Consider the following 24,265-nt stretch of genomic DNA (forward strand, 5'->3'; position numbering starts at 1 on the left):
CAGTCTGAGTACCTGCAACCGGTAATAAAAAACCCCTCAGAGAGGGGTTTTGATGATTACTGCTGTGGTGCAGCGGGTGCAGCGGGTGCTTCAGGCACGGCCGGCGCTGCAGGTTCAGCCGGTTCCGGCATCCCCAGGGCAGGCATACCAAACATCCCGACAAAATCTTCCAGCGGCATTTTATCGCCGTTTAGCGTGACCTGACCGTTGGCATACTGCAGGCTGGTGGAAATGGTGTTGTCTTCCATCTTCGTGATGCGGAACATCTGGCCCATTGCCGCCAGGCCTTTCACCTGCTGGCTCGCCAGCTTGCCGGCATCTTCATCGCCATACCCTTCAAGCTTCGCAATCTGGGTCATAAACTCGGTCGCCATATCCACAGGGATGGTCAGCTTGCTGTCGAGTGACTTCACGCTGCGATCCACTTCCTGCGCCAGGGTCTGAGGTTCACCCGTTGCGGTTGCCGGGTCTTTCAGGAACAGGGACAGATTAAAGTTGGTTTCGCCTTTGCTGTTTTTCCAGCTCAGCGGGGCCACGGTGATAACTGGCTCGCCTTTCAGCAGGATTGGCAGGTTGTTCATCAGCACCGCCATGGCCTGCTGCTGGTAAACTTCCGGATTCTGCTGCAGCGCGGCATTGCTCAGCAGTGCCTGGCTCTCTTTGCTGTATTTCTGGCTAAATTCATGCCACGCCTGACCGTCGATATTGCCAATCTTCAGCGACAGTTTGCCGGTCCCGAGATCCTGGTTCTGCACTTTCAGGCTCTTCAGGGCGTAATCCAGTTGGGTATTGATGCTCTTACCGTCTTTAGACACGTCGGATTTGCCGTCCACCTCCATGCCTTCCAGCACGGCCATCTCTTTATCTTCAACCGCGATAGCAATCTTGTCAAAAGAGAGTTTCTGATTACCGATACGCTCTTTAAAATCGGTCATCTTGCTGTCGCCGTCGGCTTTCAGGTTATTGAACGTCAGCTGAACCTTTTGACCGTATTCATTGACGGCATTGATCAGGCCGCTCTCTGCTTCACCGGTCAGGGAGAAGACATTTCCATCGCGGTCAGCATCAACCTTGAAATTCCCCCCGCTAAAGGTCACTTTCTCGTTATCTTTCTCGTAGTTCAGTGCTTTCAGATCGATACTGGAACGTGTGTCACCGGCGTAGCTGATGCGGGTGTTAACCTCGAAAGGTGACTCATTCTTTGCCAGATCAAACAGAGGTTTGGTTAAGTCGTTATTCACCAGTACAGTATGAACGGACGCCATCGACGGGATCAGGTTAAAAGACGTTAACTGTGCCAGCGGGAACGGACCGTGGCTGACCACTTCATCCAGCACCACGCTTTGGTCCGGTTTCAGCCAGCCATTTTCATTACCGGCAACAGGCTTGACAACCACCTGCATATGGCTGGTAAAGATACCACGCTGATAATTCTGGTAGGCAAGCTCCACGCCTGCTTCCGGCGCACCACGCTTAAGCTCTCCGTTAGCCTGTGCCACCATCTCAGCCAGACGGCTTTCCAGCTGTTTCCCGGTAAACCAGGAGGCACCTGTCCAGACCACGCCTAACGCTACAATCACTCCTACCGCTACGACCGATTTTTTCATTGCGACTATCCCTAAAATGAAACCAGGCGGTAGAAACCGCCCGGTGATGTAAAGTCTTCAACTAGCTTAGCAAGAGTTGTTAAAAAATTCAGTAAGTGCTTATAGCTTATTAAAAACACGCGCCAGACGACCGGTACCGCTCACGCTCACCGGCGACTCGTTTGCCGCTACAAATGCCGATTCGCCTGGCTTGAGCACCAGACGGTCGCTACCTTTATGCAGCGTTGCTTCACCCTCAACGCAGAACAGGATTGCCGCGCTCTCCTGCGCGATAGCGGTTTCTGCCGGGCTCAGGTCATGCAATGAGAAGGCAAAATCATCCACCGGGATCGGGAAGTCCAGCTCCGCACCCTGTTTAACAGGCTGAGTCAACAGGTGATCCGCAGGCTTCGCCTCAAACTTCACGTTGGCAACCAGCTCAGGGATATCAATGTATTTCGGCGTCAGGCCTGCACGCAGTACGTTGTCTGAGTTGGCCATCACCTCCAGCGCCACGCCCTGCAGGTAGGCGTGCGGGGTTTCAGCAAACAGGAACATCGCCTCGCCCGGGTTCAGCTTCACCACGTTCAGCAGCAGAGGGGAGAACAGGCCGCTGTCGTCCGGGTAGAATTCAGAAATCAGGCGGATGGTATCCCACGGCTCACCGTGCTGGCTGTCCAGCGCTGCTTTCAGCACCGCCAGGGCGTGAGATTTCTCTTCACCCTGCATGTTCAGCAGGCTGGCGAAAAGCTGGCTCAGGCCTGCTGCATTCGGGTTTTCCAGGAAGTGGGCGATCGCGTTGTTAGCACCCGCCACCGGCTGCAGCAGGGAGATAATTTCTGAGAACTCGCGAAACGCGTTCATCGCCAGGAAGGGGGTCAGCGCAAAGACCAACTCCGGCTTGTGGTTAGGATCTTTGTAGTTACGCTCGGCGGCATCTAACGGAATACCGGCCGCGTTCTCTTTCGCAAAGCCCATCTCAGAGGCTTTTTTATTCGGGTGCACCTGGATGGAGAGCGGCTGGTCGGCGCACAGCACTTTAAACAGGAACGGCAGCTCACCAAAACGGCTGGCAACCTTGTCACCCAGCAGGGTGGCTTTGTCGGCATCAATCACGTCGCGCAGAGAGCGAACCTGGCCGCTTGCGTCTTCAATTTTTGAGCTGCTCTTCGGGTGCGCACCCATCCACAGTTCTGCCATTGGCAGGTTGTTTGGGTTCGCGATACCGTAGAGATCCGTTAACGCAGTTTTACTTCCCCAGGCGTAGTTTTGCACTGAGTTAATGAGTTTTTGCATTATCAAGCCCTGATTCAATGGTGGAATTAACTCCGGGTATTAAAGCAATAAACCACATGGAAGTAACCTGCGGATGTAAAAAGTCGTACTAGTCTCAGTTTTTGTTAAAAAATTGTGTAGGATAAGCTGACTCGCTTTTAAGCGGGCAGCGGAACATCTGCCCAAATAATCAGACTGAAGCAGTAAGTGAGAGAACAATGTCGAACAAACCCTTTCATTATCAGGATCCTTTTCCCCTCAGTAAGGATCAAACCGAATATTACCTGTTAACCCGCGATCACGTCTCCGTCTCTGAATTCGAAGGGCAGGAGATCCTCAAGGTCGATCCGCAGGCGCTGACGTTACTGGCGCAGCAGGCTTTCCACGACGCCTCGTTTATGCTTCGCCCTGCGCACCAGCAGCAGGTGGCCGATATCCTGAGCGACCCGCAGGCCAGCGAAAACGACAAATACGTCGCCCTGCAGTTCCTGCGTAACTCGGATATCGCGGCGAAAGGTATTTTACCTACCTGCCAGGACACCGGCACGGCCATCATTGTGGGTAAAAAAGGCCAGCGCGTCTGGACCGGCGGCGGCGACGAAGCGGCGCTGGCGCACGGCGTGTACAACACCTACACCGAAGACAACCTGCGCTACTCGCAAAACGCGGCGCTGGATATGTACAAAGAGGTCAACACGGGCACAAACCTGCCTGCGCAGATTGACCTGTATAGCGTGGACGGTGATGAATACAAATTCCTCTGCATCGCCAAAGGTGGCGGTTCAGCGAACAAAACCTATCTCTACCAGGAAACCAAAGCGCTGCTCACACCGGGCAAGCTGAAGAATTACCTGGTTGAGAAAATGCGCACGCTCGGCACCGCTGCCTGCCCGCCGTACCATATTGCCTTTGTGATTGGCGGTACGTCAGCAGAGAGCACCCTGAAAACGGTGAAGCTGGCGTCGACCAAATATTATGACGGCCTGCCTACCGAAGGGAACGAGCACGGCCAGGCGTTCCGCGATGTTCAGCTTGAACAGGAACTGCTGGAAGAAGCGCGTAACCTCGGCCTGGGCGCGCAGTTCGGCGGCAAATATTTTGCCCATGATGTGCGTGTGATCCGTCTGCCGCGCCACGGCGCCTCCTGTCCGGTCGGGATGGGAGTCTCCTGTTCTGCGGATCGTAACATCAAGGCGAAGATCAACCGCGAAGGCGTCTGGATCGAAAAACTGGAGAACAACCCAGGGAAGTACATTCCTGAAGCGTTGCGCAAAGCGGGCGAGGGTGAAGCCGTTCACGTTGACCTGAACCGTCCGATGAAAGAGATTCTGGCGCAGCTGTCTCAGTATCCGGTGTCGACCCGTCTCTCTCTTAACGGAACCATCATCGTTGGTCGTGACATCGCTCACGCGAAACTGAAAGAGCGTCTGGACAACGGTGAAGGGCTGCCGCAGTACATCAAAGATCACCCGATTTACTACGCAGGCCCGGCCAAAACGCCAGAAGGCTACGCCTCTGGCTCGTTAGGCCCGACCACCGCAGGCCGTATGGACTCGTATGTTGACCAGCTGCAGGCCAACGGCGGCAGCATGATCATGCTGGCAAAAGGAAACCGTAGCCAGCAGGTGACAGATGCCTGCCATAAACACGGTGGCTTCTACCTGGGCAGCATCGGCGGTCCGGCTGCCGTACTCGCGCAGGGCAGCATCAAGAGCCTGGAGTGCATTGAATACCCGGAACTGGGTATGGAAGCTATCTGGAAAATTGAAGTGGAAGATTTCCCGGCGTTTATCCTTGTGGATGACAAAGGTAACGACTTCTTCAGACAGATCCAGTCCTCACAATGTTCGGCGTGTGTGAAGTAATCTACTATAGCCGGGTGGCGTTCACGTCACCCGGCACATCAAAGAGCGCACAAAGCGCCATATCTTTTCTGTAAAGCAATCAATACTTATCTCTGAAGCATGTGAGCAATCCCGACAGTGTTATCAAGGAGAAAGTAATGACTACGGTACGCCGTGAGAAAGACTCTATGGGCGCGATCGATGTCCCGGCTGACAAGCTATGGGGCGCGCAAACCCAGCGTTCGCTGGAACATTTCCGTATTTCGACCGAGAAAATGCCCGTCTCGCTGATTCAGGCGCTGGCGCTCACTAAACGTGCGGCCGCCAAAGTGAATCAGGATTTAGGCCTGCTGGCGGCAGATAAGGCCACCGCGATTATCACTGCTGCCGATGAAGTGCTGGCCGGCAAGCATCCCGATGAATTCCCCCTCGCCATCTGGCAGACCGGTTCTGGCACCCAGAGCAACATGAATATGAACGAAGTGCTGGCGAACCGGGCAAGCGAACTGCTGGGCGGCGTGCGCGGTATGGAGCGTAAGGTTCACCCGAACGATGACGTAAACAAAAGCCAAAGTTCGAACGACGTCTTCCCGACGGCGATGCACGTGGCGGCGGTGATTGCGCTTCGTGAACAGCTGATCCCGCAGCTCAACGTGCTTAAAACCACCCTTGGCGAGAAGGCGCAGGCTTTCAGCGATATCGTCAAAATAGGACGTACTCACCTGCAGGATGCCACGCCGCTGACGCTCGGCCAGGAGATTTCCGGCTGGGTGGCAATGCTAGAACATAACCTCAAGCACATCGATTACAGCCTGCCGCATCTTGCAGAGCTGGCGCTGGGCGGAACGGCGGTCGGTACGGGGTTAAATACCCATCCGGAATATGCGGTGCGCGTTGCCGACGAGCTGGCGGCCATCACCGGGCAGCCGTTTATCACGGCGCCGAATAAGTTTGAAGCGCTGGCCACCTGTGATGCGCTGGTTCATACCCACGGTGCCCTCAAGGGGCTGGCAGCGTCGTTGATGAAAATCGCCAATGATGTGCGCTGGCTGGCCTCGGGTCCCCGTTGCGGTATCGGTGAAATTAGCATTCCGGAGAACGAGCCGGGTAGCTCAATCATGCCGGGCAAAGTAAACCCGACCCAATGTGAAGCCATGACCATGCTCTGCTGTCAGGTAATGGGTAACGACGTTGCCGTTAACATGGGCGGCGCGTCCGGTAACTTTGAGCTGAACGTCTATCGCCCGATGGTGATTCACAACGTGCTTCAGTCCATACGCCTGCTGGCGGACGGTATGGAGAGTTTCAACGAGCACTGTGCGTCAGGCATTGAGCCAAACCGCGAGCGCATCAGCCAGTTGCTCAATGAGTCGTTGATGCTGGTGACCGCGCTGAATACCCATATCGGCTACGACAAAGCCGCTGAGATTGCGAAAAAAGCGCATAAAGAGGGGCTGACGCTGAAAGCCTCCGCTCTGGCATTGGGTTACCTGACGGAGGCTGAGTTTGATGCATGGGTACGCCCGGAATCGATGGTCGGCAGCCTGAAATAATCACTGCGCCACATACAGGTGCAGCCGCGGAATGATCAGCTGCAGCGGTTGCGCCTGAGGTCTGTAACGATGCTGGACATTTTCAGCATCGTAATTCAGCAGTTCGCCAATATCCGGCACAATGGCCCCCTGATCGGCATCATAAAGTGCGATCAGCGGCGTTGGGCAGGCATACTGTACCTGCTTTTGCTGGCCGGAATACCAGACGCGCGCGATAGGCTGCACCTTCACCGGACGCTTAATCTTAAGCCGGGTATCCACCGGCAGTGAGGCGATGCTGTGGTACTCCTGCTCAAGCCGTTCAATCCACTGCTCGCGTGACCACGGTGCGACAGTCCGCGGTGCCTTAAGACTCTTTTCCAGCTGTGCCAGAATGTCATCCCGGGTGAAGTTTTTAATGATGTGCTTGTTGGCCCAGCCGAAGCGAAGCGTGGCGGGATGACGTAGTACCGTCAGCGTACGGTAGGCATTCAGGGTGATCAATCCCGGTAGCTGTCGGTGTACCCATTCAAAACGGGCGGCAGGGGCCAGACCCGACTCTTCAGTAATGATCTTTTCAAACGTCGCCTTAAGCGTGTTGATATGCGCAATCTGGTTTTCCAGCGTTTCTCGCGTTGTTGCATCGGTTTGCAGGCAGATTACGCCCGGCAGACGAACGGCCGCCTTACTGCTGCGGTTTTCTGACTGCTGCTGGATAAACAGGCGACGGTAGTGTCGCAGCGTCAGTTCCAGCGCCACTTTGCCGATATGCTGCTGTACCTCTATGGTTTCCAGCGGGTCGTGTTCAGCGCCTTTCACCACATCCGGCAGGGTAAAGACCCGCGCGGCTAACAGACGGCAGGTCTGCAAACGTTCGGTCAGAGTCAGTAACTCGTGTTCAATGTCGCGGAACGTGCTGTTCAGCCTTTCGATGAGATCGTACGTCGCCATGATAACTCTTCATTAGTTACAACATACTTATCATATAGCACAGCACGCCGGGTCAGGCCAGCGTGCGATAAAGGTCAGGCAGGGACGGGAAGGGTGATGTTGTGATATACCGGCCAGCTAAAGCAGAAGCGCGCGCCGCCGAGCGCGCTCTCTTCACAATGCACCGTGCCGCCCATCGCCTGCGCAATGGAGTAAACAATTGCCAGCCCGAGGCCACATCCCCCCGTGGCACGATCGCGGCTGGGGTCGAGGCGTACAAACGGCTCAAACACCGTTTCACGCGCTTCCGGGGCGATGCCCGGTCCGTCGTCCTCAACCGTCAGACAGGCCTGACTACCCTGTAAATCTAAGCCAATCTGCAGCGTGCTCTCGCTATAACGCATGGCGTTGTTCATCAGATTATCCAGCACGCGTTCCATCAGACGCATATCCAGTGCACCATAATCGCCGGGCGTGACGCGTGTCAGTAGCGTGCGTTGCGGGTTTACGCTCTGGACATCATCGATATGGGTTTGTAACCAGCCGGGCAGGTCCGGCGTACTGAGGTTCAGTTCGTTTTGCGGGCGATCGAGGCGCGCGTAGGTCAGGAGCTCCTCAATGAGGCCCTCAAGCTGACCAATGTCGCGGTTCAGCGCCTGAGACTCGGCCTCCGTCAGGTTTTCGCTCATCTCAAGCCGATAGCGCAGGCGTACCAGCGGCGTACGCAGCTCGTGAGCAATTCCGTCAATGAGTTGTTTTTTACTGATAATCAGCGCATTGATGTTATCGGCCATCTGGTTAAACGCCACGCCAAGACGTTCGAAGCTGGAACCGCTGTCGAAGTGAATGCGCTCGGTAAAATGCCCGTCACCAAAACGCTGCGCAGCAGATTCCAGTTTCAGCATGTCCTGCCAGTGTGGCCTCATCCAGATAAAGACCGGGAACGCGAGCGAAATGGCAATGAGAGCCAGCAGGGCAAGGTCCAGCAGGCGCATCTGGTGCAGATAATAGAGATAAGGTACCGGCCCCACGGCCAGAACGTAATGGCTCCGTGGAATGCGCTGGATAAAGGTATATTTCTCATCCAGCGCCACAATGTCCCCGTCACGCAGTCGCTGCATGGCGGGTGGCTCTAAATCGAAATCCTTCATCGGCTCGATGCGCAGATCAAACGACAGGTTCAGATCCAGCTCTTTTAAGGTCTTGGCCCAGTCGTGTGGCGGGATCTCTCGCAGCTCGCTGCGCATCAGGTAGAGCGAGCTTTTCATTAAATCATCCAGTGACTGCCTGCCCGCACGTTCGGCGGTGAATTTATAGACCAGTCCAACCAGCATGGTCATCACCAGGAAGCAGACAAACAGCAGGAGGTAAAACTGTACGAACAGCTTTTTCATTCAATCTCACCGAAAATCAATACGTTAACAACCTGCGTCGAAGACAAACACGCAAACCCAAACTAGTTACACATACCGCTCGGTTTTTTACGGGGCCCGCATTGTGAGTAATCCCACAGAACGTACCCTTTTGATTTCATACAGTCTTCTATTTTTTTGATCCTGGAATCCTGCTGTTCTATCGTTTCGCCCGGCAGCAGGCGGTTACGACTGAAGTTTTCGTCCCATGAATTGAGCGAATACTTTCGATCAACGCCGCAGGCGTACAAATCCTCACGGCGTTGTTGCACATTGGTATGGCCCGGGGTCCTGGGATTTTGGATAGTCTGAATATATGGAACATAGTCATAATGACTTGAATCCATATCTGCGACAACGCACCCGGTTAACCCAAAACAGCAGATCAGGCTGAGTGTTCTTATTTTATGCAACTGTCAGACCTCGTCTGCGTAATGTTTTAAACAGTGTCGTGGGGAACCGGCATCAGGTTTCCCAGGCGTGAGGCGCGAACAGATAGCCCTTGTTACGCACGGTTTTAATGCGGTACGGCTCAGTGGCATTATCCTGCAGTTTTTTACGCAGGCGCGAAATAGCCACGTCAACGCTGCGATCCATTCCGTCGTAGCTGACGCCGCGCAGGTTTTTCAGTAATGCATCGCGGTCCATGATCTGCCCGGCGTGGGTTGCCAGTTCCCAGAGCAGGTCAAAATCTGCGGTGGAAAGGGCGATAAGCTCGCCAGAAAGCAGAACCTGACGGTTAATCGGATCAATAGACAAGGTACCAAAACGCATCGCTTTGTGCGGGGTCAGCGACTGAGCAGGCGCTTCTCGTTCAACGCTGGCACGTTGGCGTAAATGGAGGCGCAGACGAGCAAGGAGGACGGCAGGGGGCGTGGTTTTCAGAATGTAGTCATTGGCACCCATTTCGAGTGACAAAATATGGTTCATGTCGCTGTCCAGCGAGGTCAGCAGCACGATAGGGCCCTCCCACCGGGCGCGCAGATCGCGGCAGACCGTCATGCCATCTTTGCCGGGCAGCATAATGTCCAGCAGCACCAGGTCCGGGTTTTCACGTAAGACCACCTCTTCGGCACGATCGCCACGAGGCTCAACAATGACGTCCATATCATGTTTACCCAGATAGGCGGCGATCAATTGCCCCACTTCGGGCTCGTCTTCAACATAAACAATCTTATTCATACAACGTCTGTTATCGTGAAAAAAGCCAACATACACCGCACAACCTTAACGTTCCATTAATCTTTCATAATTAACGCCAGTTCCGTTATTCTGGCTCATAGTGTTATTTGATTGTTATAGGGAAAAACATGGGGCTGGTGATAAAAGCCGCGTTGGGTGCGCTGGTGGTGTTACTGATTGGTGTTCTGGCTAAAACCAGGAATTATTATATTGCCGGGCTGATCCCACTCTTCCCGACCTTTGCGTTAATAGCGCACTATATTGTCGCCTCAGAACGAGGCACGGAAGCATTGCGTACGACTATCGTGTTCGGGATGTGGTCGATCATCCCTTATTTTCTTTATCTGCTTTCACTCTGGTACTTCACCGGTTTTATGCGACTTCCCCTGGCGCTGAGCGGGGCCGTTGTCTGCTGGGGACTCAGCGCCTGGGTGCTTATCTTCTTCTGGAGCCGCTTTCACTAGCGCAGCGGTCGACCGCCGTCCACGGCAAAGGTTCTGCCAGTGACGTAGCAACTGGTGAGCAGATAATCGATCAGATCGATAACCTCTTTTTCACCTGGCGCAATTTTCATCAGCGATTTATTCAGCGCCTGCTGGCGATACTCCGCATCATCGTCTTCGTTGAATAAAATCATCGCCGGGGCGATGGCGTTCACCTTAACTTCAGGGGCAAGTTTACGCGCGAACGAGCGCGTCATGTTATCGAGTGCGGCTTTACTGGCCGCATAGGCGATGTGCTTGTCGCTGCCGCGCTCCACGACGTAATCGGTGAAATGAATAATATCACCCGCCGCATGTCCGTGACCGCGCAACAGGTCGAGCAGGGCATGGTTCAGCAGATAGGGCGCATTGACGTGGATCTGCAGCATGCAGGAGAGCGTTTCGCTGAGTGGCGTACCGGATTTTTCGGGAAGCCAGGCGCTGGCATTATGGATAATGGCGCGCAGCCCGGGGGTGGTAGATTTTACTTTTTCAGCGAAGGCCAGAATACCGTCATCGGTTGAGAAGTCGGCCTGAATGCAGATCGCACCGGCTTTGCGTAGCCCCTCAATCGAGGGATATTCGCTGCGATAACTGATGATGACCGGATGGCGAAGATTGAGAAAGTGATGGGCAAGGGCGAGGCCGATACGACGGCCTCCACCAGTAATCAGTATTGGGCGTTGCTGCGCGTTTCCCATCGTGTTCTCCTTTTCAGTTCAACAATGGGAAAGGCGATTCTATCCCATTAACATCCAGGTTGCCGGTACGGCAGCAACCAGTAACAGCCCGATTAAGGCCATCTCACGGCGTCTAAGCGCGTTCTCTAACTGATGCGTGCGGCGGGCGTAGATAAACACCAGCAGACCCGGTGCATACAACACCACCGACAGCAGCAGATGCATAGGCCCGGAAGCATACAACAACCACAGGCCGTAAATACAGGCTCCGACACCCACCACATAGTGCGCCGGACGTGTGGCGATTTTTAACAGATATGCACCCACTAAGAAATAGGGTACCAGAATCATCTCCGAGGCGATGGTCAGCAGAGTGTTATAGTCTGAACCTGTGAGCCAGATCAGCACCAGACAGACCTGAACGCTGATGTTGGTCAGCCAGAGTGAGGCCGACGGCGCGCTGTTTTTGTTTTGACGAGCAAACAGGCGTGGAAATGCTTTGTGCGTTGCGGCCAGGAACGGCACTTCTGCCGCCATAATGGTCCAGCTCAGGTACGCGCCACACACGGAGATAATCAGCCCCGCGGCAATCACCACGTCACCCCACGGTCCGAACATTTTCACCATCAGGCCCGCCATCGACGGGTTACGCATTTCGGCCAGCTCAGGACGCGCGACCACCCCCAGCGACAGCAGCGTCACCATCAGATACACGCCCAGCGCCGCCAGTACCGCCAGCAGCGTGGCGCGACCCACATCGCGCTTATTCCGCGCCCGGGCAGAGACCACGACGGCCCCTTCAACACCGATGAAGACCCACAAGGTGATCAGCATGGTGTTTTTGACCTGCTCCCAGACCGGTACGCCCAGCGCGACACCGCTGAAATCGAGACTGAACACATCGAGACGGAACGCCATAAAGGCCAGCACGATAAACAGGCCGAGCGGAACCAGTTTGGCCAGAGTTGCCACCAGATTAATGCTGGCCGCCGTCTGTACGCCACGTAGAATCAGCCAGTGAACAACCCACAGCAGTACCGAGGCGCCCACAATGGACTGCCAGGTATTGCCGTCGCCAAAGAACCGCAGTTCAGGGGTATCGGTAAAGAAACTGAGCGCCGAAAAGACGATCACCAGGTAGGAGACGTTTGCGATGACCGCACATAGCCAGTAGCCCCATGCGGAACAGAAGCCAATCAGTTCGCCGAAACCTTCACGGGCGTAAGTGAAAATCCCTCCATCCAGATCCGGGCGGATGCGGGTCAGAAGCAGCATTGCGAACGCCAGCAACAAAATCCCGGCACCCGTGATGCCCCACCCTATAAGCAGTGCGGCAGGGCTGGCGACCGCTGCCATATTCTGCGGTAAGCTGAACACGCCCGCACCCAGCATTGAGCTCAAAACGAGTGCAGTCAAAGCACTCAGGCCTAGTTTCTTTTCCATTGGCTTCCTGTTATGAAAGGTCCAAATCCAGAATAATTATTTCGCACAGGCGCATAAAAATGGTGGATCACACTAAGGCGCGGGATTTTACGGAGTGTCACGAAAGCATGCAATGACGTGGGGCCGAATTTCAAAAAAAAGTAACAAAAAAGGCGGCATTGCGCCGCCTCGGGTCAACCGTTCTGTTACTTGTACAGGTCGGCGCTGATGGTCACGTTGTTACCACGTTCCTGCCACTGGCGGGTGATGTGGTAATACTTCGCCCCTTTCTTCGCCGCACGTTTCGCGACCTGATAAGAGACTTCCGTCATGTTGCCGTAGTTGCCGGTAAATTTAATGCTGTCGAACGGCACCATCTGCGCTGCAGTGGCTTTGTTCAGCTCTTCAATTTTGGTTCCGTCTGGCAGGGTAACGGAGTAACGGCCACCTTTGGTGGATTGCGTTTCGAAGAAACGGCCCACTTCAGCGCTTGGTGCGGCAGAGGTGGCTACGCCTGGAATTTCCACTTTCTTCGCTTCTTCGCCGCCTTTTGCTATCGCCGCACGACCCGCTTCGGAATCAGCAGGGATGGCGTCCGGGCTTTGCAGAACGCGTTTTTTCGCATCTTCTTTATAGATGAACGCGGTAATACGCTGGTTGCCACCCTGGTTAGCATCGACCTGACGCACGATAAAGAAAGAGTACGCGCCTTTTTCTTTTGCGGCTTTGGTGATGGCATCGTTCACTTCAGGCTGGCTGCGATAGAAGCCCTGCACGGTGACGGTGTCATAAGGTTCCAGCTCAATCGCCTGATCTTTTGGTAATTCAACGACGCCGTTAATCACGCGGTTTTTCGGTGCGTCAGCTTTCGGCGCATTGTCTTTATACAGCGCAATGGTCACGCGCTGGTTACCGCTGTTGCCGGAGTCAGACTGATCAACAACGTAAAACGAGGCCGCACCGTTTTTATCGGCGGCTTTTGATGCGGCGGCGACGGCATCGCCAATAGAATTATAACGACCCACAATGACCGTATGGTCAAAAGGTTTTAACGCTGCCGCTTGCTCCGGCGTTAACTCTGTCGCGGCATTCGCAGACAGGGCGGTCGCGGAGAGAAGTGCGGACGCCAGGAGTGTGTTCTTAAGCTTCATAAAAATAATCCTTCGCCTTGCGCAAACCATGTACTGGTATTGTTGTTAATTTGAGACGGTCCCGATTATGGCATTTAAAACCCGTCGCTGTCTGCGCCATTTTTCACAGCCTGTGCTCACTGAATCATCTGATTTGATAACATTTAGTGATATGTTGAAAAAACAGGCGTCTGACAAGCAAAACTGATAAAGCTTATGACTTTTACAAGTTAATTTAATGTTAATAAGTTGTTCTCTAATGGCGCTATATCATGTTTTTACCGCTTCGCTTGCGCTATTTATCGGTCTCAGCGATGAATTTAAGGTAAATATCACTGTCAGCGACGCAGATCACTTATTTTTCACAGATAAAGTAAGAAATAGTGTTTTCTGGCGGTAGATCACGGGCGTTATTTTCAGTAGGTTATAGAAAGTTTGTTACTGTTTTATTTTCTGGGGTTAATCATATGTCGTCGCTGTCCTGCTGGCGAAAGTTGATACAAACCGCGGGCATTTATCGACAAACCATCATCAAAAACCGATGGAAGGGAAAACTATGCGTATTGGGGTACCAAAAGAACGGTTAGCCAATGAAACCCGCGTAGCGGCAACACCGAAAACGGTGGAGCAACTGCTTAAACTGGGTTTTACCGTCGCAGTTGAACGCGGCGCGGGCAAACTGGCGAGTTTCGATGACGAGGCCTTTATTCAGGCTGGCGCGGAAGTGGTGGACGGTGCTGAAGTCTGGCAGTCGCCCGTTATTCTCAAGGTTAATGCGCCGGAAGAGAGCGAGATTGAACTGCTGAATCCTGGCACGACGCTGGTGAGCTTCATCTGGCCTGCACAGAATCCTGAGTTGATGGAGAAGCTGGCAGCACGTGGCGTGACCGTGATGGCCATGGACTCCGTGCCGCGTATTTCGCGCGCGCAGTCGCTGGATGCCTTAAGTTCCATGGCGAATATCGCCGGTTACCGCGCGATTGTTGAGGCGGCGCATGAGTTTGGTCGCTTCTTTACCGGTCAGATCACTGCGGCAGGGAAAGTGCCTCCGGCGAAAGTGATGGTGATTGGCGCGGGCGTGGCGGGTCTTGCGGCTATCGGCGCAGCAAACAGCCTGGGCGCTATCGTACGCGCTTTTGACACCCGTCCTGAAGTAAAAGAACAAGTCCAAAGTATGGGTGCCGAATTCCTTGAGCTGGACTTCAAGGAAGAAGCGGGCAGCGGTGACGGTTACGCGAAGGTCATGTCCGAAGCCTTTATCAAAGCGGAAATGGAACTCTTCGCCGCGCAGGCAAAAGATGTCGACATCATTGTCACTACCGCGCTTATCCCCGGTAAACCCGCGCCGAAGCTGATTACCCGTGAGATGGTTGACTCAATGAAGTCGGGCAGTGTGATCGTCGACCTGGCGTCGCAGAACGGTGGCAACTGTGAATACACCGTGCCAAATCAGGTGACCACAACCGCTAACGGCGTGAAGGTGATCGGGTATACCGATTTGCCGGGCCGTCTGCCAACCCAGTCTTCTCAGCTGTACGGTACCAACCTTGTTAACCTGCTGAAACTGCTCTGCAAAGAGAAAGACGGCAACATCACCGTTGATTTTGACGATGTTGTTGTGCGTGGCGTAACGGTGGTGCGTGAAGGCGAAATCACCTGGCCTGCGCCACCGATTCAGGTGTCCGCGCAGCCTCAGGCGGCACCGAAAGCGGCACCTGAGCCTAAAGAGCCTGCTAAACCGGCTTCTCCGTGGCGCAAGTACGCGATCATGGCGCTGGTCATTATTCTGTTTGGCTGGCTGGCAGATGTCGCGCCGAAAGAATTCCTCGGCCACTTTACCGTCTTCGCGCTCTCGTGTGTGGTGGGGTACTACGTCGTGTGGAATGTCTCTCATGCGCTGCATACGCCACTGATGTCGGTCACTAACGCCATCTCCGGGATTATCGTGGTCGGGGCGCTGCTGCAGATTGGCCACGGCGGCTGGGTAAGCTTCCTGAGCTTTATCGCGGTGCTGATCGCCAGTATCAATATTTTCGGTGGGTTCACCGTGACTCAGCGCATGCTGAAAATGTTTCGTAAAGGCTAAGGGGTAGCATATGTCTGGAGGATTAGTCACAGCCGCATACATTGTTGCTGCAATCCTGTTTATTTTCAGTCTGGCGGGACTTTCCAAACACGAAACGTCTCAGCAGGGAAATAACTTTGGTATCGCCGGGATGGCGATTGCGCTGATTGCCACCATCTTCGGGCCGGACACCGGCAACGTTGCATGGATCCTGGTGGCGATGATCATCGGTGGCGCGATTGGTATTCGCCTGGCGAAACGCGTTGAAATGACCGAGATGCCAGAGCTGGTGGCCATTCTGCACAGCTTCGTGGGGCTGGCGGCGGTGCTGGTGGGCTTCAACAGCTATCTGTACCACACACCCGGTCTGGAACCGATTCTGGTCAACATCCATCTGACGGAAGTGTTCCTCGGCATCTTCATTGGTGCGGTGACCTTCACCGGCTCAATTGTCGCGTTCGGCAAACTGCGCGGTAAGATCTCTTCTAAACCGCTGATGCTGCCAAACCGTCACAAGCTGAACCTGGCGGCGCTGGTCGTGTCCTTTGTGCTGTTGGTGGTCTTCGTGCGCACTGAAAGCGTGGGCCTGCAGGTGCTGGCGTTACTGGTGATGACCCTGATTGCCCTGGCCTTTGGCTGGCACCTGGTGGCCTCCATTGGTGGTGCCGATATGCCAGTGGTTGTCTCCATGCTGAACTCCTACTCCGGTTGGGCCGCGGCAGCAGCAGGCTTCATGCTGAGCAACGATCTGTTGATCGTCACCGGTGCGCTGGTCGGTTCTTCTGGTGCGATCCTGTCTTACATCATGTGTAAGGCGATGAACCGTTCGTTTATCAGCGTTATCGCGGGTGGCTTTGGTTCGGACGGCTCCTCAACCGGTTCTGACGAAGAAGTGGGTGAGCACCGTGAGATCACCGCGGAAGATACCGCAGAGATGCTGAAAAACTCACACTCGGTCATCATTACCCCAGGCTACGGCATGGCGGTGGCGCAGGCTCAGTATCCGGTTGCGGAGATCACCGAGAAGCTGCGTGCGCGTGGTATCAAGGTTCGCTTTGGCATTCACCCGGTAGCGGGGCGTCTGCCAGGCCACATGAACGTGCTGCTGGCGGAAGCGAAAGTGCCTTACGACATCGTGCTGGAGATGGATGAGATCAACGATGATTTCACCGATACCGACACCGTCCTGGTTATTGGTGCCAACGACACCGTTAACCCGGCGGCGCAGGACGATCCGCGTAGCCCAATCGCCGGTATGCCGGTTCTGGAAGTGTGGAAGGCGCAGAACGTGATTGTCTTCAAACGTTCCATGAACACCGGTTATGCAGGGGTTCAGAACCCGCTGTTCTTTAAAGAGAACACGCACATGCTGTTTGGCGATGCAAAAGCCAGTGTCGATGCGATTCTGAAATCGCTGTAAATCAGCGACAAAAAAAACCGCCGTTTCCGGCGGTTTTTTTATGTCTGAACTTAGTCGTCTTCCGGGTCGTCCAGTTCAACCGGTGTCTGATACTCATCCGGCTTGATGACCAGCAGGTCACAGCGCAGATGGTCGATCACCTGTTCGGCGGTATTGCCCAGGAACGCGGCAGAAATACCGGTCCGGCCAATGGTACCCAGTACCACAATCCCCGCCTGCAGATGTTCTGCTAAATCCGGGATCACCTCTTCAGGTAACCCTTTTTCCACATGTGTCATTTTCTCATCGATGCTGAATTTCTGGCGTAACGCCTTCATGGCCAGCAGGTGCTGCCCCCGGATCGCATCGTTATACACGCTCGGGTCAAATTCAGGCAGCTCGATGGCAATATTAATCGGTGTTACCGGGTAAGCGCCCACCAGATGGACTTCAGTGTGGTTAACCTGCTCGGCAAGCTGGATCGTCTCCTTGACCAGCTTTTCATTGAGCGAATTGTGGTAATCCTCCTCGCTCGCCAGGTTGACAGCCACGACGGCCTTGCCGCCTTCTGGCCACGGCTGGTCTTTTACCATCCACACCGGGCAAGGGCATTTACGCAGCAGGTGCCAGTCGGTAGGGGTAAAGATCACGGATTCCAGCTTGTCGTGCTGGTGCGCCATTTTCAGCAACAGGTCGTGCCCACCGGCGACCACTTCCTGGATAATGGCTTCGAAAGGTCGGTTATGCCAGACCACTTTAATATCGATAGGAACACCCGCTTCCAGGTAATATTTGGCCTGTTCACGGATCCACGCGGTACGCTGGCTGATCACTCCCTGACGCATTGCGGTGCGTTCGTCAGGCGACAGAAGGGTGGTCATCTCATAAGAGAAGTCATAGATCGGCAAAAACGCTTTGATTTTGCCACCAATCCGTTGATGTAGATACACAGCACGTCGTAATGCCGGCTGATCGTCCTGGTTAGGATCGATAGCCACCAGCATGTTTTGATACTTTGCCATACAGGTCTCCTTACTACTGTCACCACAGTCTGTAATTAAAAGAGTAACCTATATATCTTGAATGAAACAGGGGGGAAGTTTTTGTCAGATCAATAAATCATGAAAATCTGTCACAGAAACAGAACCGTTGTCGTTACCGCGATAAAGGCAATCAGCAGCAGTACCATCACCGCAATCGCAAACGTCGTTGAATCCTGTACGTAGGTTTTTTCTTCACCCTTCATTGGCCCGACAAGCATGATCCAGATGAATATGAAGGTCACTGAGGCGATAACGACTGAAACGAAAAATAAACTTTCTCTCAATTCATAACCTCAACAAGAACCTTTCAGGGACTGAGTGGGGCGGTGCCAGGGAAACGTGGTGAAACGGAAGTGGTGACGTACCAGACCAATAAATCATAAAAATTTATCGGCCTGGCATCAATCATGCGGAGGCGTTATGCCACGTTGCGGGAGTGACCGGCAAGAACGGCCAGAGCTTCACCGTTTTCGATGGTAATGTATTTACCCTTAACGGCCAGCATTCCGCTTTTCTGGAAACGACCCAGCAGGCGGCTAATGGTTTCCACGGTCAGGCCCAGGTAGTTACCGATATCGCCACGCGTCATGGTCAGACGGAATTCACGCGGGGAGAAACCGCGCTCCGCGAAGCGGCGTGAGAGATTATAGATAAACGCGGCCAGGCGTTCTTCTGCATTCTTTTTGGAAAGTAGCAGAATCATGTCCTGATCGCCTTTGATCTCACCGCTCATCAGACGCATCATCTGCTGACGCAGATTGGGCATTTTGCCTGAGAGATCGTCCAGCGTTTCAAACGGGATTTCGCAAACCATTGAGGTTTCCAGCGCCTGAGCAAAGCTCGGGTGATGGCCAGTACCGATGGCATCAAAGCCAACCAGGTCACCCGCCAGATGGAAGCCGGTGATCTGCTCATCACCCTGTTCCGTGATGGTGTAGCTTTTGATGGTGCCAGAACGGATAGCATAGAGCGATTTCAGTTCGTCTCCCGCTTTAAACAGCGTCTGCCCTTTCTGAATAGGCTTTTTGCGCTCGATGATATTATCAAGCTGATCGAGTTCATGCTCATTCAGGGTAAACGGGATACAGAGCTGGCTGATGCTGCAATCCTGGCAATGGATAGCACAACCGCCAGACTGAATGCGTCGTATAATTCGCTTTTCCGGGATCATAGGTTTGCTCAAGCCTTAATTGATATTGGTCAATTTTAACATCTTTTTGGTAAGTACGTAAGCCTGCCAAACCATCAATAAGGACAAGAGACGGCAACCTGTTGCCATCTTCTTGAAATTCCACAGCTTGATTATGGATTTTTAGCCTAACCGGAAGAAAATTAAGCACTAAAAGCCTGGAAACTAGAGCAGGAGATACCCCTCGTGACGCAGTAACCACTCCTTGCGCTGCACGCCACCGGCATAGCCGGTCAGGGTGCCGTTGCGGCCAATCACGCGGTGGCAGGGGACCACAATACTGACGGGGTTAGCGCCATTTGCCGCGCCGACCGCGCGGGCCGCGCCGGCACGGCCGAGTTGCCCGGCGAGCTGGCCGTAATGCATGACCTGTCCGCACGGAATACTGCGCAGCGCCTGCCAGACTTCGCGCTGGAAAGGTGTGCCTGCCGTGGCGGTCGGCAGGGTGTCAATGATGCTGAGATCGCCCTCGAAGTACGCCGTCAGTTTGTCGCTCAGGCCGCCGGGGTTGGTGGCGCTGATACGTTCATAACCCTGCGCGCGATAGTGCACGTTGAGCAACGTGTCCATCCTGTCGCTGTGTTCTTCCCACTCAACGGCGCGCAGACAGAACTGCTCGTCTGCAATCACCCACAGTGGACCAAGCGGCGTGGCAATTTTATCTTCGAGTAATCTCAGCATCGTTAATCCTTTAGTGCAGCCTTGGGTAAATCCCCGGCCCAATCGGCAGACCGACAAGATACCATGCCACCAGCATCACCAGCCATACCCCTAAAAAGATAAGCGGATAGGGTAAAACCAGCGAATAGTAGGTACCCAGTTTTGCCTCTGGTTTATAGCGCTGCAGGAAGCCTAAAAACAGCGGAACAAACGGTGAGACCGGTGCCAAGGGGATGACGGAGGAGTCTGCGATACGAAACAGGATCTGGGCAAACGCCGGGTGGAACCCCAGCATCATAAACATCGGCACAAAGATGGGGGCCAGAATCGACCAGATAGCCGAGCCGCTGGCGATAAACATGCACAGCAGTGACGACAGCAGCGCAAGGCCGACAAATGCCGGGACGCCGCTTAACCCCGCCGCTTCCAGCGCATCGGTCAGCCCCACGGCCATAAATTTGCCCATGTTGCTCCAGTTAAACATCGCCACGAACTGCGCCAGCGGGAACACCATCACAATAAAGCCCGCCATCTCTTTCATGGGTTCGATCATCAGCTGCGGCAGATCGCCCTGACGGCGAATTTTGCCGGTGGCGATCCCATAGGCGAGCGAAACGACAAAGAAAAACAGAATAATCAGCGGCACAATGCCCTGAATAAACGGCGAGGGGAGAACGGTATGTTTAACCGGATCGCGCAGGATGCCGTTTTCCGGTACCACCATCAGCGCGACCGCGGCAATAAACGCCAGCGAGACCACGCCTGCCACGCGCAGGCCAACGCGTTGCTCTTTACTCAGCGTCTCCAGCTTCTCATCGCTTCGGCCTTCCCATTTCCCTAAACGCGGCTCTATAAGCTTATCGGTAATCAGTCCGCCCACCAGGGTCAGCAGGACCACCGAGCTGGCCATAAAGTACCAGTTGTCGATGACGCTGACGTGCATCGCGGTGTCGATGGTTTTGGCCGCCTCCGTGCTGATGCCTGAGAGCAGGACATCGGTGGTCACGATCAGCAGGTTGGCGGTAAAGCCGCAGCCTACGCCCGCAATCGCCGACAGCAGACCCGCCACGGGATGGCGTCCGACGGCGAGGAAAATCAGAGCGCCCATGGGCGGCATGATCACCAGCGCGGCATCAGAGGAGATGTGGCTAAAGAAGGCGATAAACAGCACCATGTAGCTGGCGTAACGTGCGCTGACGTGGGAGGCCATTTTCACCATCAGCGCCGGTAACAGACCGACACGCTCGGCAAGCCCGGCGCCCAGTACCAGCGCCAGAATGGCTCCCAGCGGGGCGAAGCCGCTGAAGTTTTTAACCACATTCGGTAAGAACCAGTGCAACCCTTCGACACTCAACAGGTTCTTGACCGCCACCATACTGCCATCGGCCGGACTGCGCACGCTGACATCAAAGGCGGACAGCACCGCTGTCGCCACCATCAAAACCACGATCAACCAGATAAAAAGCAGGAAAGGGTGCGGCACTTTATTGCCGATCCTTTCAACCCAGCCATAGAGCTTACCGGATGGGGAATGCGAAGGTATGGAAGACATACTCATGGGCGTTCCTCGGGACTGTTGTTGTGTTGTTGTGTTGTTGTGTTGTTGTGTTGTGTTTTATTATTTTAAAGGTGACGGTGTCACGCCTGCCGGAATCGGACACACGTACGGCTTTTCGGTGATTTGTTGTTCGAACTCTTCCCGGCATTGTTGCAGCAGCGTTGCATCCTGGAGCAGATTTAGCGCGGTTGCGCCCATCACTTTTCCGGCCAGCAGCATGCCTTTATGAGCAATGGAGGTTCGCCCCTGAGCCACGAGTTGCCAGGTATGCAAAGGCGTTCCGATGGTAAAGCAGGGGCTGAAGCACTGTGCCACCGGCATTTTCCAGCTGACATCGCCCACATCGGTTGACCCGGCCAGTACGTTATCGGTAATGGCGTAAGGTGCGACCTCATCTGTCAGTAACATCTCCTGCTGACGGCGCGCAAAAGCGTTACCGGCTTCTCCCCCCGTCGCGGCAATGTTCTTCAGGCTGTTTTGCAGGTCATTTGGCGTTAGCGTGGCACGAATATCCTGCGCAAACTGGCACTCCTCTTCCGTCCACTCCGGTGTGCCGTAATGCTGCAGGGCGCGATACATCGCCGCTTCGAGCGTGCGGTTGGGCAGGTAGCTGGAGCAGGCTTTATCAAAGCGACACGCAACGGTGGTTTCGGTCATCATTGCCGCGCCCTGAGCGATTTTCTCGATACGTTCGTAGATCTGCTGCGCATCGGCCATTTCCGGCGCGCGGATCAGGTACAGCACTTCAGCCTGCGCCTGCACCACGTTGGGTGAGATTCCACCGGTATCGGTGATAGCGTAATGAACGCGCGCTTTCTCAATGATGTGTTCGTTGAGGAAATTGGTGCCGGTGGTCATCAGCGTTACGGCATCCAGCGCGCTACGCCCCAGATGTGGCGAGTTAGCAGCATGTGCCGCCACGCCGTGAAACCGCCAGGCGGCCTGAATATTGGCCAGCGTGCTGACGTTAAACATGCCGGCAAATGCTTCAGGGTGCCAGGTGACGGCTGCATCAACGTCATCAAACAAACCTTCGCGCACCATAAAGGTTTTCCCTGAACCGCCTTCTTCACCAGGACAGCCGTAGAAACGCACGGTGCCGCTCCCCCCGTGCTGCTCCAGCCAGCTTTTCACCGCAATGGCACCCGCCAGCGCTGCCGTTCCCAGCAAATTGTGGCCACAGCCGTGGCCGTTGGCACCCGGCGTGGCGGACTGTGCCATCGCGCAATGTGCCTGCTGGCTCAATCCGGCCAGAGCATCATATTCCCCCAGCAGGGCGATAACGGGTTTACCGCTGCCGAAGCTGGCGATAAAGGCATTCGGAATCCCGCCGGCTTCACGGGTCAGGGTGAAACCTTCCGCTTCCAGCGCGCCGGCAATCCGTTCCGCGGACCAAAACTCTTCAAAACGCGTTTCAGGGTGATCCCAGATGTCGTCGGCAATGTCGGTTAACAGCTGACATCGCGTGTCGATGGCATCGGCAATAAAAGCGTAGTTCTCCTGCATTACACACCTCGCGTCCACGGGAAATTAAGCGCAGTGCGCGCCAGCGTTTCGATAGCGAGGTTCATGACCTGCTCATCGAAATCAAATTTTTCATTGTGATGACCTGCGCTTAACTCGGTACCGAACACCATATACGACGCCATTCCGCCGTTCTGTTGCACGCGGGCCATCATCAGCGTCGCGTCTTCGGAACCTGCGGGGGCGTTGACTCTGTCAATGGCCTGCACCACGCCGGTCACCTGGCTTGCCTGCTGGCGCAGATAATCTACCCAGGCCGGTGTAGGGGCACTGGCGGTGGCGGCGCCCATCAGACGCATCTCGACGCTCACGCCGTAGAGTGCCGCCGCACCGGTAATCACGGCCTGCGCGCGTTCAAAGACGTACTGGTTAATGGCTTCGCTTACGCCGCGGGTTTCAACCTTGAGCAGGGCGTTAGCCGGCACGACGTTGCGTCCGCTGCCGGCCTGCATCACGCCGACATTCACCCGCGATGCACCTTCGCTGTGTGGGGCAATGCTGTGAAGCGCGATAGCGGCCTGAGCTGCGGCGAGCAGGGCATTACGGCCGTCCTCCGGTTTACCGCCGGCGTGTGCGGCAACCCCGGTAAAATGCACATCGAACTTGGTGGTGGCCATAAAGTTATCGCTGCCGCAGATCACCACACCGGCGGGCACACCGGTGCCAATGTGAATCGCGGTGAAGTAGTCCGCGTCGTCGAGCGCCCCAGCGGCCACCATGGCGCGAGCGCCTCGGGTGCCTTCCTCGGCAGGCTGGAAGATCAGTTTGATGGTGCCATTGAGTTGCGATTCATTCTGCTTAAGCACGTGCGCCAGCCCCAGACCAATGGTGGTGTGGCCATCGTGGCCGCAGGCGTGCATCATCCCCGGGTTGCAGGAGGCAAACCCGTCGCGGAACGGGCGATGGCTGTCATCGAGTGCTTCGCTTAAATCCAGCGCGTCCATATCCACGCGAAACGCCAGCGTCGGGCCTGGCCGGCCGGTATTCAGGGTCGCCACAATGCCGGTAAATCCCCCTTCAAACGGGGCCAGCCATTTCTCTGGTGCGCCTTGCGCCCGGGCGCGGGCAAACTCTCGCGCCAGCGTGGCGTCATTGGGTAATCCCATACGGCTTTCGGCGTCCACCACGTCGCGGCCCATCGCCAGCGAATAACCCAGTTGGTCTAAGATTTCCGCGACTTTCGCCGCCGTGCGAAATTCGAGCCATCCGGACTCCGCGAAATGGTGAAAATCGCGACGCCATGCGCTCAGTTGTGGGGCTAATGTCTGGATGTACTGCGCCAGTGATTCCATATCTGTTCCTGTCATCATTAAAATATGTGAACTGCTTCACGCTGTGATAGTTTTTACTTA

At 54.9% G+C, this 24,265-nt stretch carries 20 protein-coding genes; 5 read left to right on the plus strand and 15 right to left on the minus strand.

Translation table 11 applies throughout. The annotated features are described in order from the left end of the window. Nucleotides 1–56: 56 nt before the first annotated feature. Together ACMGG3_RS05690 and manA are read right to left on the minus strand one after the other, a co-directional pair. On the minus strand, nt 57–1,607 hold the full coding sequence (locus tag ACMGG3_RS05690; protein WP_414149671.1) for a YdgA family protein: 1,551 nt from the start codon (nt 1,605–1,607) through the stop codon (nt 57–59). A gap of 99 nt (nt 1,608–1,706) precedes the next feature. Beyond that, on the minus strand, nt 1,707–2,882 hold the full coding sequence (gene manA / locus ACMGG3_RS05695; protein WP_272754962.1) for a mannose-6-phosphate isomerase: 1,176 nt from the start codon (nt 2,880–2,882) through the stop codon (nt 1,707–1,709). A 197-nt stretch (nt 2,883–3,079) separates the two neighbouring features. Between manA and fumA the strand changes: the two genes are divergently transcribed. Both fumA and fumC read left to right on the plus strand, forming a co-directional pair. Further along, nucleotides 3,080–4,726, plus strand: a complete 1,647-nt coding sequence (fumA, locus tag ACMGG3_RS05700; protein ID WP_025204339.1) for a class I fumarate hydratase FumA — start codon at nt 3,080–3,082, stop codon at nt 4,724–4,726. Between the two features lie 137 nt (nt 4,727–4,863). Beyond that, nucleotides 4,864–6,258 carry a class II fumarate hydratase gene (gene fumC / locus ACMGG3_RS05705; RefSeq protein ID WP_414149672.1) on the plus strand — a complete coding sequence of 465 codons (1,395 nt, stop codon included), beginning with the start codon at nt 4,864–4,866 and terminating at the stop codon, nt 6,256–6,258. On the opposite strand, the gene tus is transcribed toward fumC, so the two are convergent. The 3 genes from tus to rstA all read right to left on the minus strand — a co-directional run bounded on the left by tus (nt 6,259) and on the right by rstA (nt 9,761). Beyond that, entirely contained in the window at nt 6,259–7,188 is a 930-nt protein-coding gene (gene tus / locus ACMGG3_RS05710) for a DNA replication terminus site-binding protein (protein WP_414149673.1), read from the minus strand. Nucleotides 7,189–7,262: 74 nt separating this feature from the next. Beyond that, complete coding sequence (gene rstB, locus ACMGG3_RS05715) at nt 7,263–8,561, minus strand: two-component system sensor histidine kinase RstB (RefSeq protein WP_414149674.1); 1,299 nt, start codon at nt 8,559–8,561, stop codon at nt 7,263–7,265. Between the two features lie 483 nt (nt 8,562–9,044). Continuing rightward, the gene (gene rstA / locus ACMGG3_RS05720; protein WP_025204337.1) at nt 9,045–9,761 is read right to left on the minus strand and encodes a two-component system response regulator RstA; all 717 of its coding nucleotides are present in this window, start codon (nt 9,759–9,761) and stop codon (nt 9,045–9,047) included. A 128-nt stretch (nt 9,762–9,889) separates the two neighbouring features. On the opposite strand from rstA, the gene ACMGG3_RS05725 reads away from it, so the two are divergent. Further along, nucleotides 9,890–10,225, plus strand: coding sequence for a GlpM family protein (locus ACMGG3_RS05725; RefSeq protein ID WP_025204336.1), 336 nt, complete (start codon nt 9,890–9,892; stop codon nt 10,223–10,225). Here ACMGG3_RS05725 and folM read toward each other — a convergent pair. The 3 genes from folM to ydgH form a co-directional block, all read right to left on the minus strand. Next, the gene (gene folM / locus ACMGG3_RS05730; protein WP_025204335.1) at nt 10,222–10,944 is read right to left on the minus strand and encodes a dihydromonapterin reductase; all 723 of its coding nucleotides are present in this window, start codon (nt 10,942–10,944) and stop codon (nt 10,222–10,224) included. The genes ACMGG3_RS05725 and folM overlap by 4 nt on opposite strands. A 39-nt stretch (nt 10,945–10,983) precedes the next feature. Beyond that, nucleotides 10,984–12,366 carry an amino acid permease gene (locus ACMGG3_RS05735; protein ID WP_020884310.1) on the minus strand — a complete coding sequence of 461 codons (1,383 nt, stop codon included), beginning with the start codon at nt 12,364–12,366 and terminating at the stop codon, nt 10,984–10,986. Between the two features lie 185 nt (nt 12,367–12,551). After that, nucleotides 12,552–13,496 (minus strand): DUF1471 family protein YdgH, encoded by a 945-nt coding sequence (gene ydgH, locus ACMGG3_RS05740; protein WP_020884309.1) that lies wholly within the window; start codon nt 13,494–13,496, stop codon nt 12,552–12,554. A gap of 535 nt (nt 13,497–14,031) precedes the next feature. On the opposite strand from ydgH, the gene pntA reads away from it, so the two are divergent. Continuing rightward, entirely contained in the window at nt 14,032–15,561 is a 1,530-nt protein-coding gene (gene pntA / locus ACMGG3_RS05745) for a Re/Si-specific NAD(P)(+) transhydrogenase subunit alpha (RefSeq protein WP_020884308.1), read from the plus strand. Nucleotides 15,562–15,571: 10 nt separating this feature from the next. Further along, on the plus strand, nt 15,572–16,960 hold the full coding sequence (gene pntB, locus ACMGG3_RS05750; RefSeq protein WP_025204333.1) for a Re/Si-specific NAD(P)(+) transhydrogenase subunit beta: 1,389 nt from the start codon (nt 15,572–15,574) through the stop codon (nt 16,958–16,960). 50 nt (nt 16,961–17,010) lie between these two features. Here the strand turns inward: pntB and uspE are convergent, their stop codons facing one another. From uspE to ACMGG3_RS05785, 7 genes are all read right to left on the minus strand, one after another. After that, nucleotides 17,011–17,961 (minus strand): universal stress protein UspE, encoded by a 951-nt coding sequence (gene uspE / locus ACMGG3_RS05755; RefSeq protein ID WP_014169827.1) that lies wholly within the window; start codon nt 17,959–17,961, stop codon nt 17,011–17,013. Between the two features lie 110 nt (nt 17,962–18,071). Next, a complete protein-coding gene (locus ACMGG3_RS05760; RefSeq protein WP_223398027.1) occupies nt 18,072–18,224 on the minus strand; it encodes a hypothetical protein in 153 nt (50 codons plus the stop codon). Between the two features lie 176 nt (nt 18,225–18,400). Then, on the minus strand, nt 18,401–19,153 hold the full coding sequence (fnr, locus tag ACMGG3_RS05765) for a fumarate/nitrate reduction transcriptional regulator Fnr (protein WP_014070017.1): 753 nt from the start codon (nt 19,151–19,153) through the stop codon (nt 18,401–18,403). Nucleotides 19,154–19,336: 183 nt separating this feature from the next. After that, nucleotides 19,337–19,852: a methylated-DNA--[protein]-cysteine S-methyltransferase gene (gene ogt / locus ACMGG3_RS05770; RefSeq protein ID WP_020884306.1), complete on the minus strand. Its 516-nt coding sequence runs from the start codon at nt 19,850–19,852 to the stop codon at nt 19,337–19,339. Between the two features lie 10 nt (nt 19,853–19,862). Then, complete coding sequence (gene abgT, locus ACMGG3_RS05775) at nt 19,863–21,389, minus strand: p-aminobenzoyl-glutamate transporter (RefSeq protein ID WP_020884305.1); 1,527 nt, start codon at nt 21,387–21,389, stop codon at nt 19,863–19,865. Between the two features lie 60 nt (nt 21,390–21,449). Beyond that, nucleotides 21,450–22,895 carry a M20 family metallopeptidase gene (locus tag ACMGG3_RS05780; protein WP_414149675.1) on the minus strand — a complete coding sequence of 482 codons (1,446 nt, stop codon included), beginning with the start codon at nt 22,893–22,895 and terminating at the stop codon, nt 21,450–21,452. Next, on the minus strand, nt 22,895–24,205 hold the full coding sequence (locus tag ACMGG3_RS05785; RefSeq protein ID WP_414149676.1) for a M20 family metallo-hydrolase: 1,311 nt from the start codon (nt 24,203–24,205) through the stop codon (nt 22,895–22,897). The genes ACMGG3_RS05780 and ACMGG3_RS05785 overlap by 1 nt, the downstream gene beginning before the upstream one ends. Nucleotides 24,206–24,265: the final 60 nt, after the last annotated feature.

Source organism: Enterobacter sp. BNK-18 (assembly GCF_047456135.1).
GTDB lineage: Bacteria > Pseudomonadota > Gammaproteobacteria > Enterobacterales > Enterobacteriaceae > Enterobacter > Enterobacter ludwigii.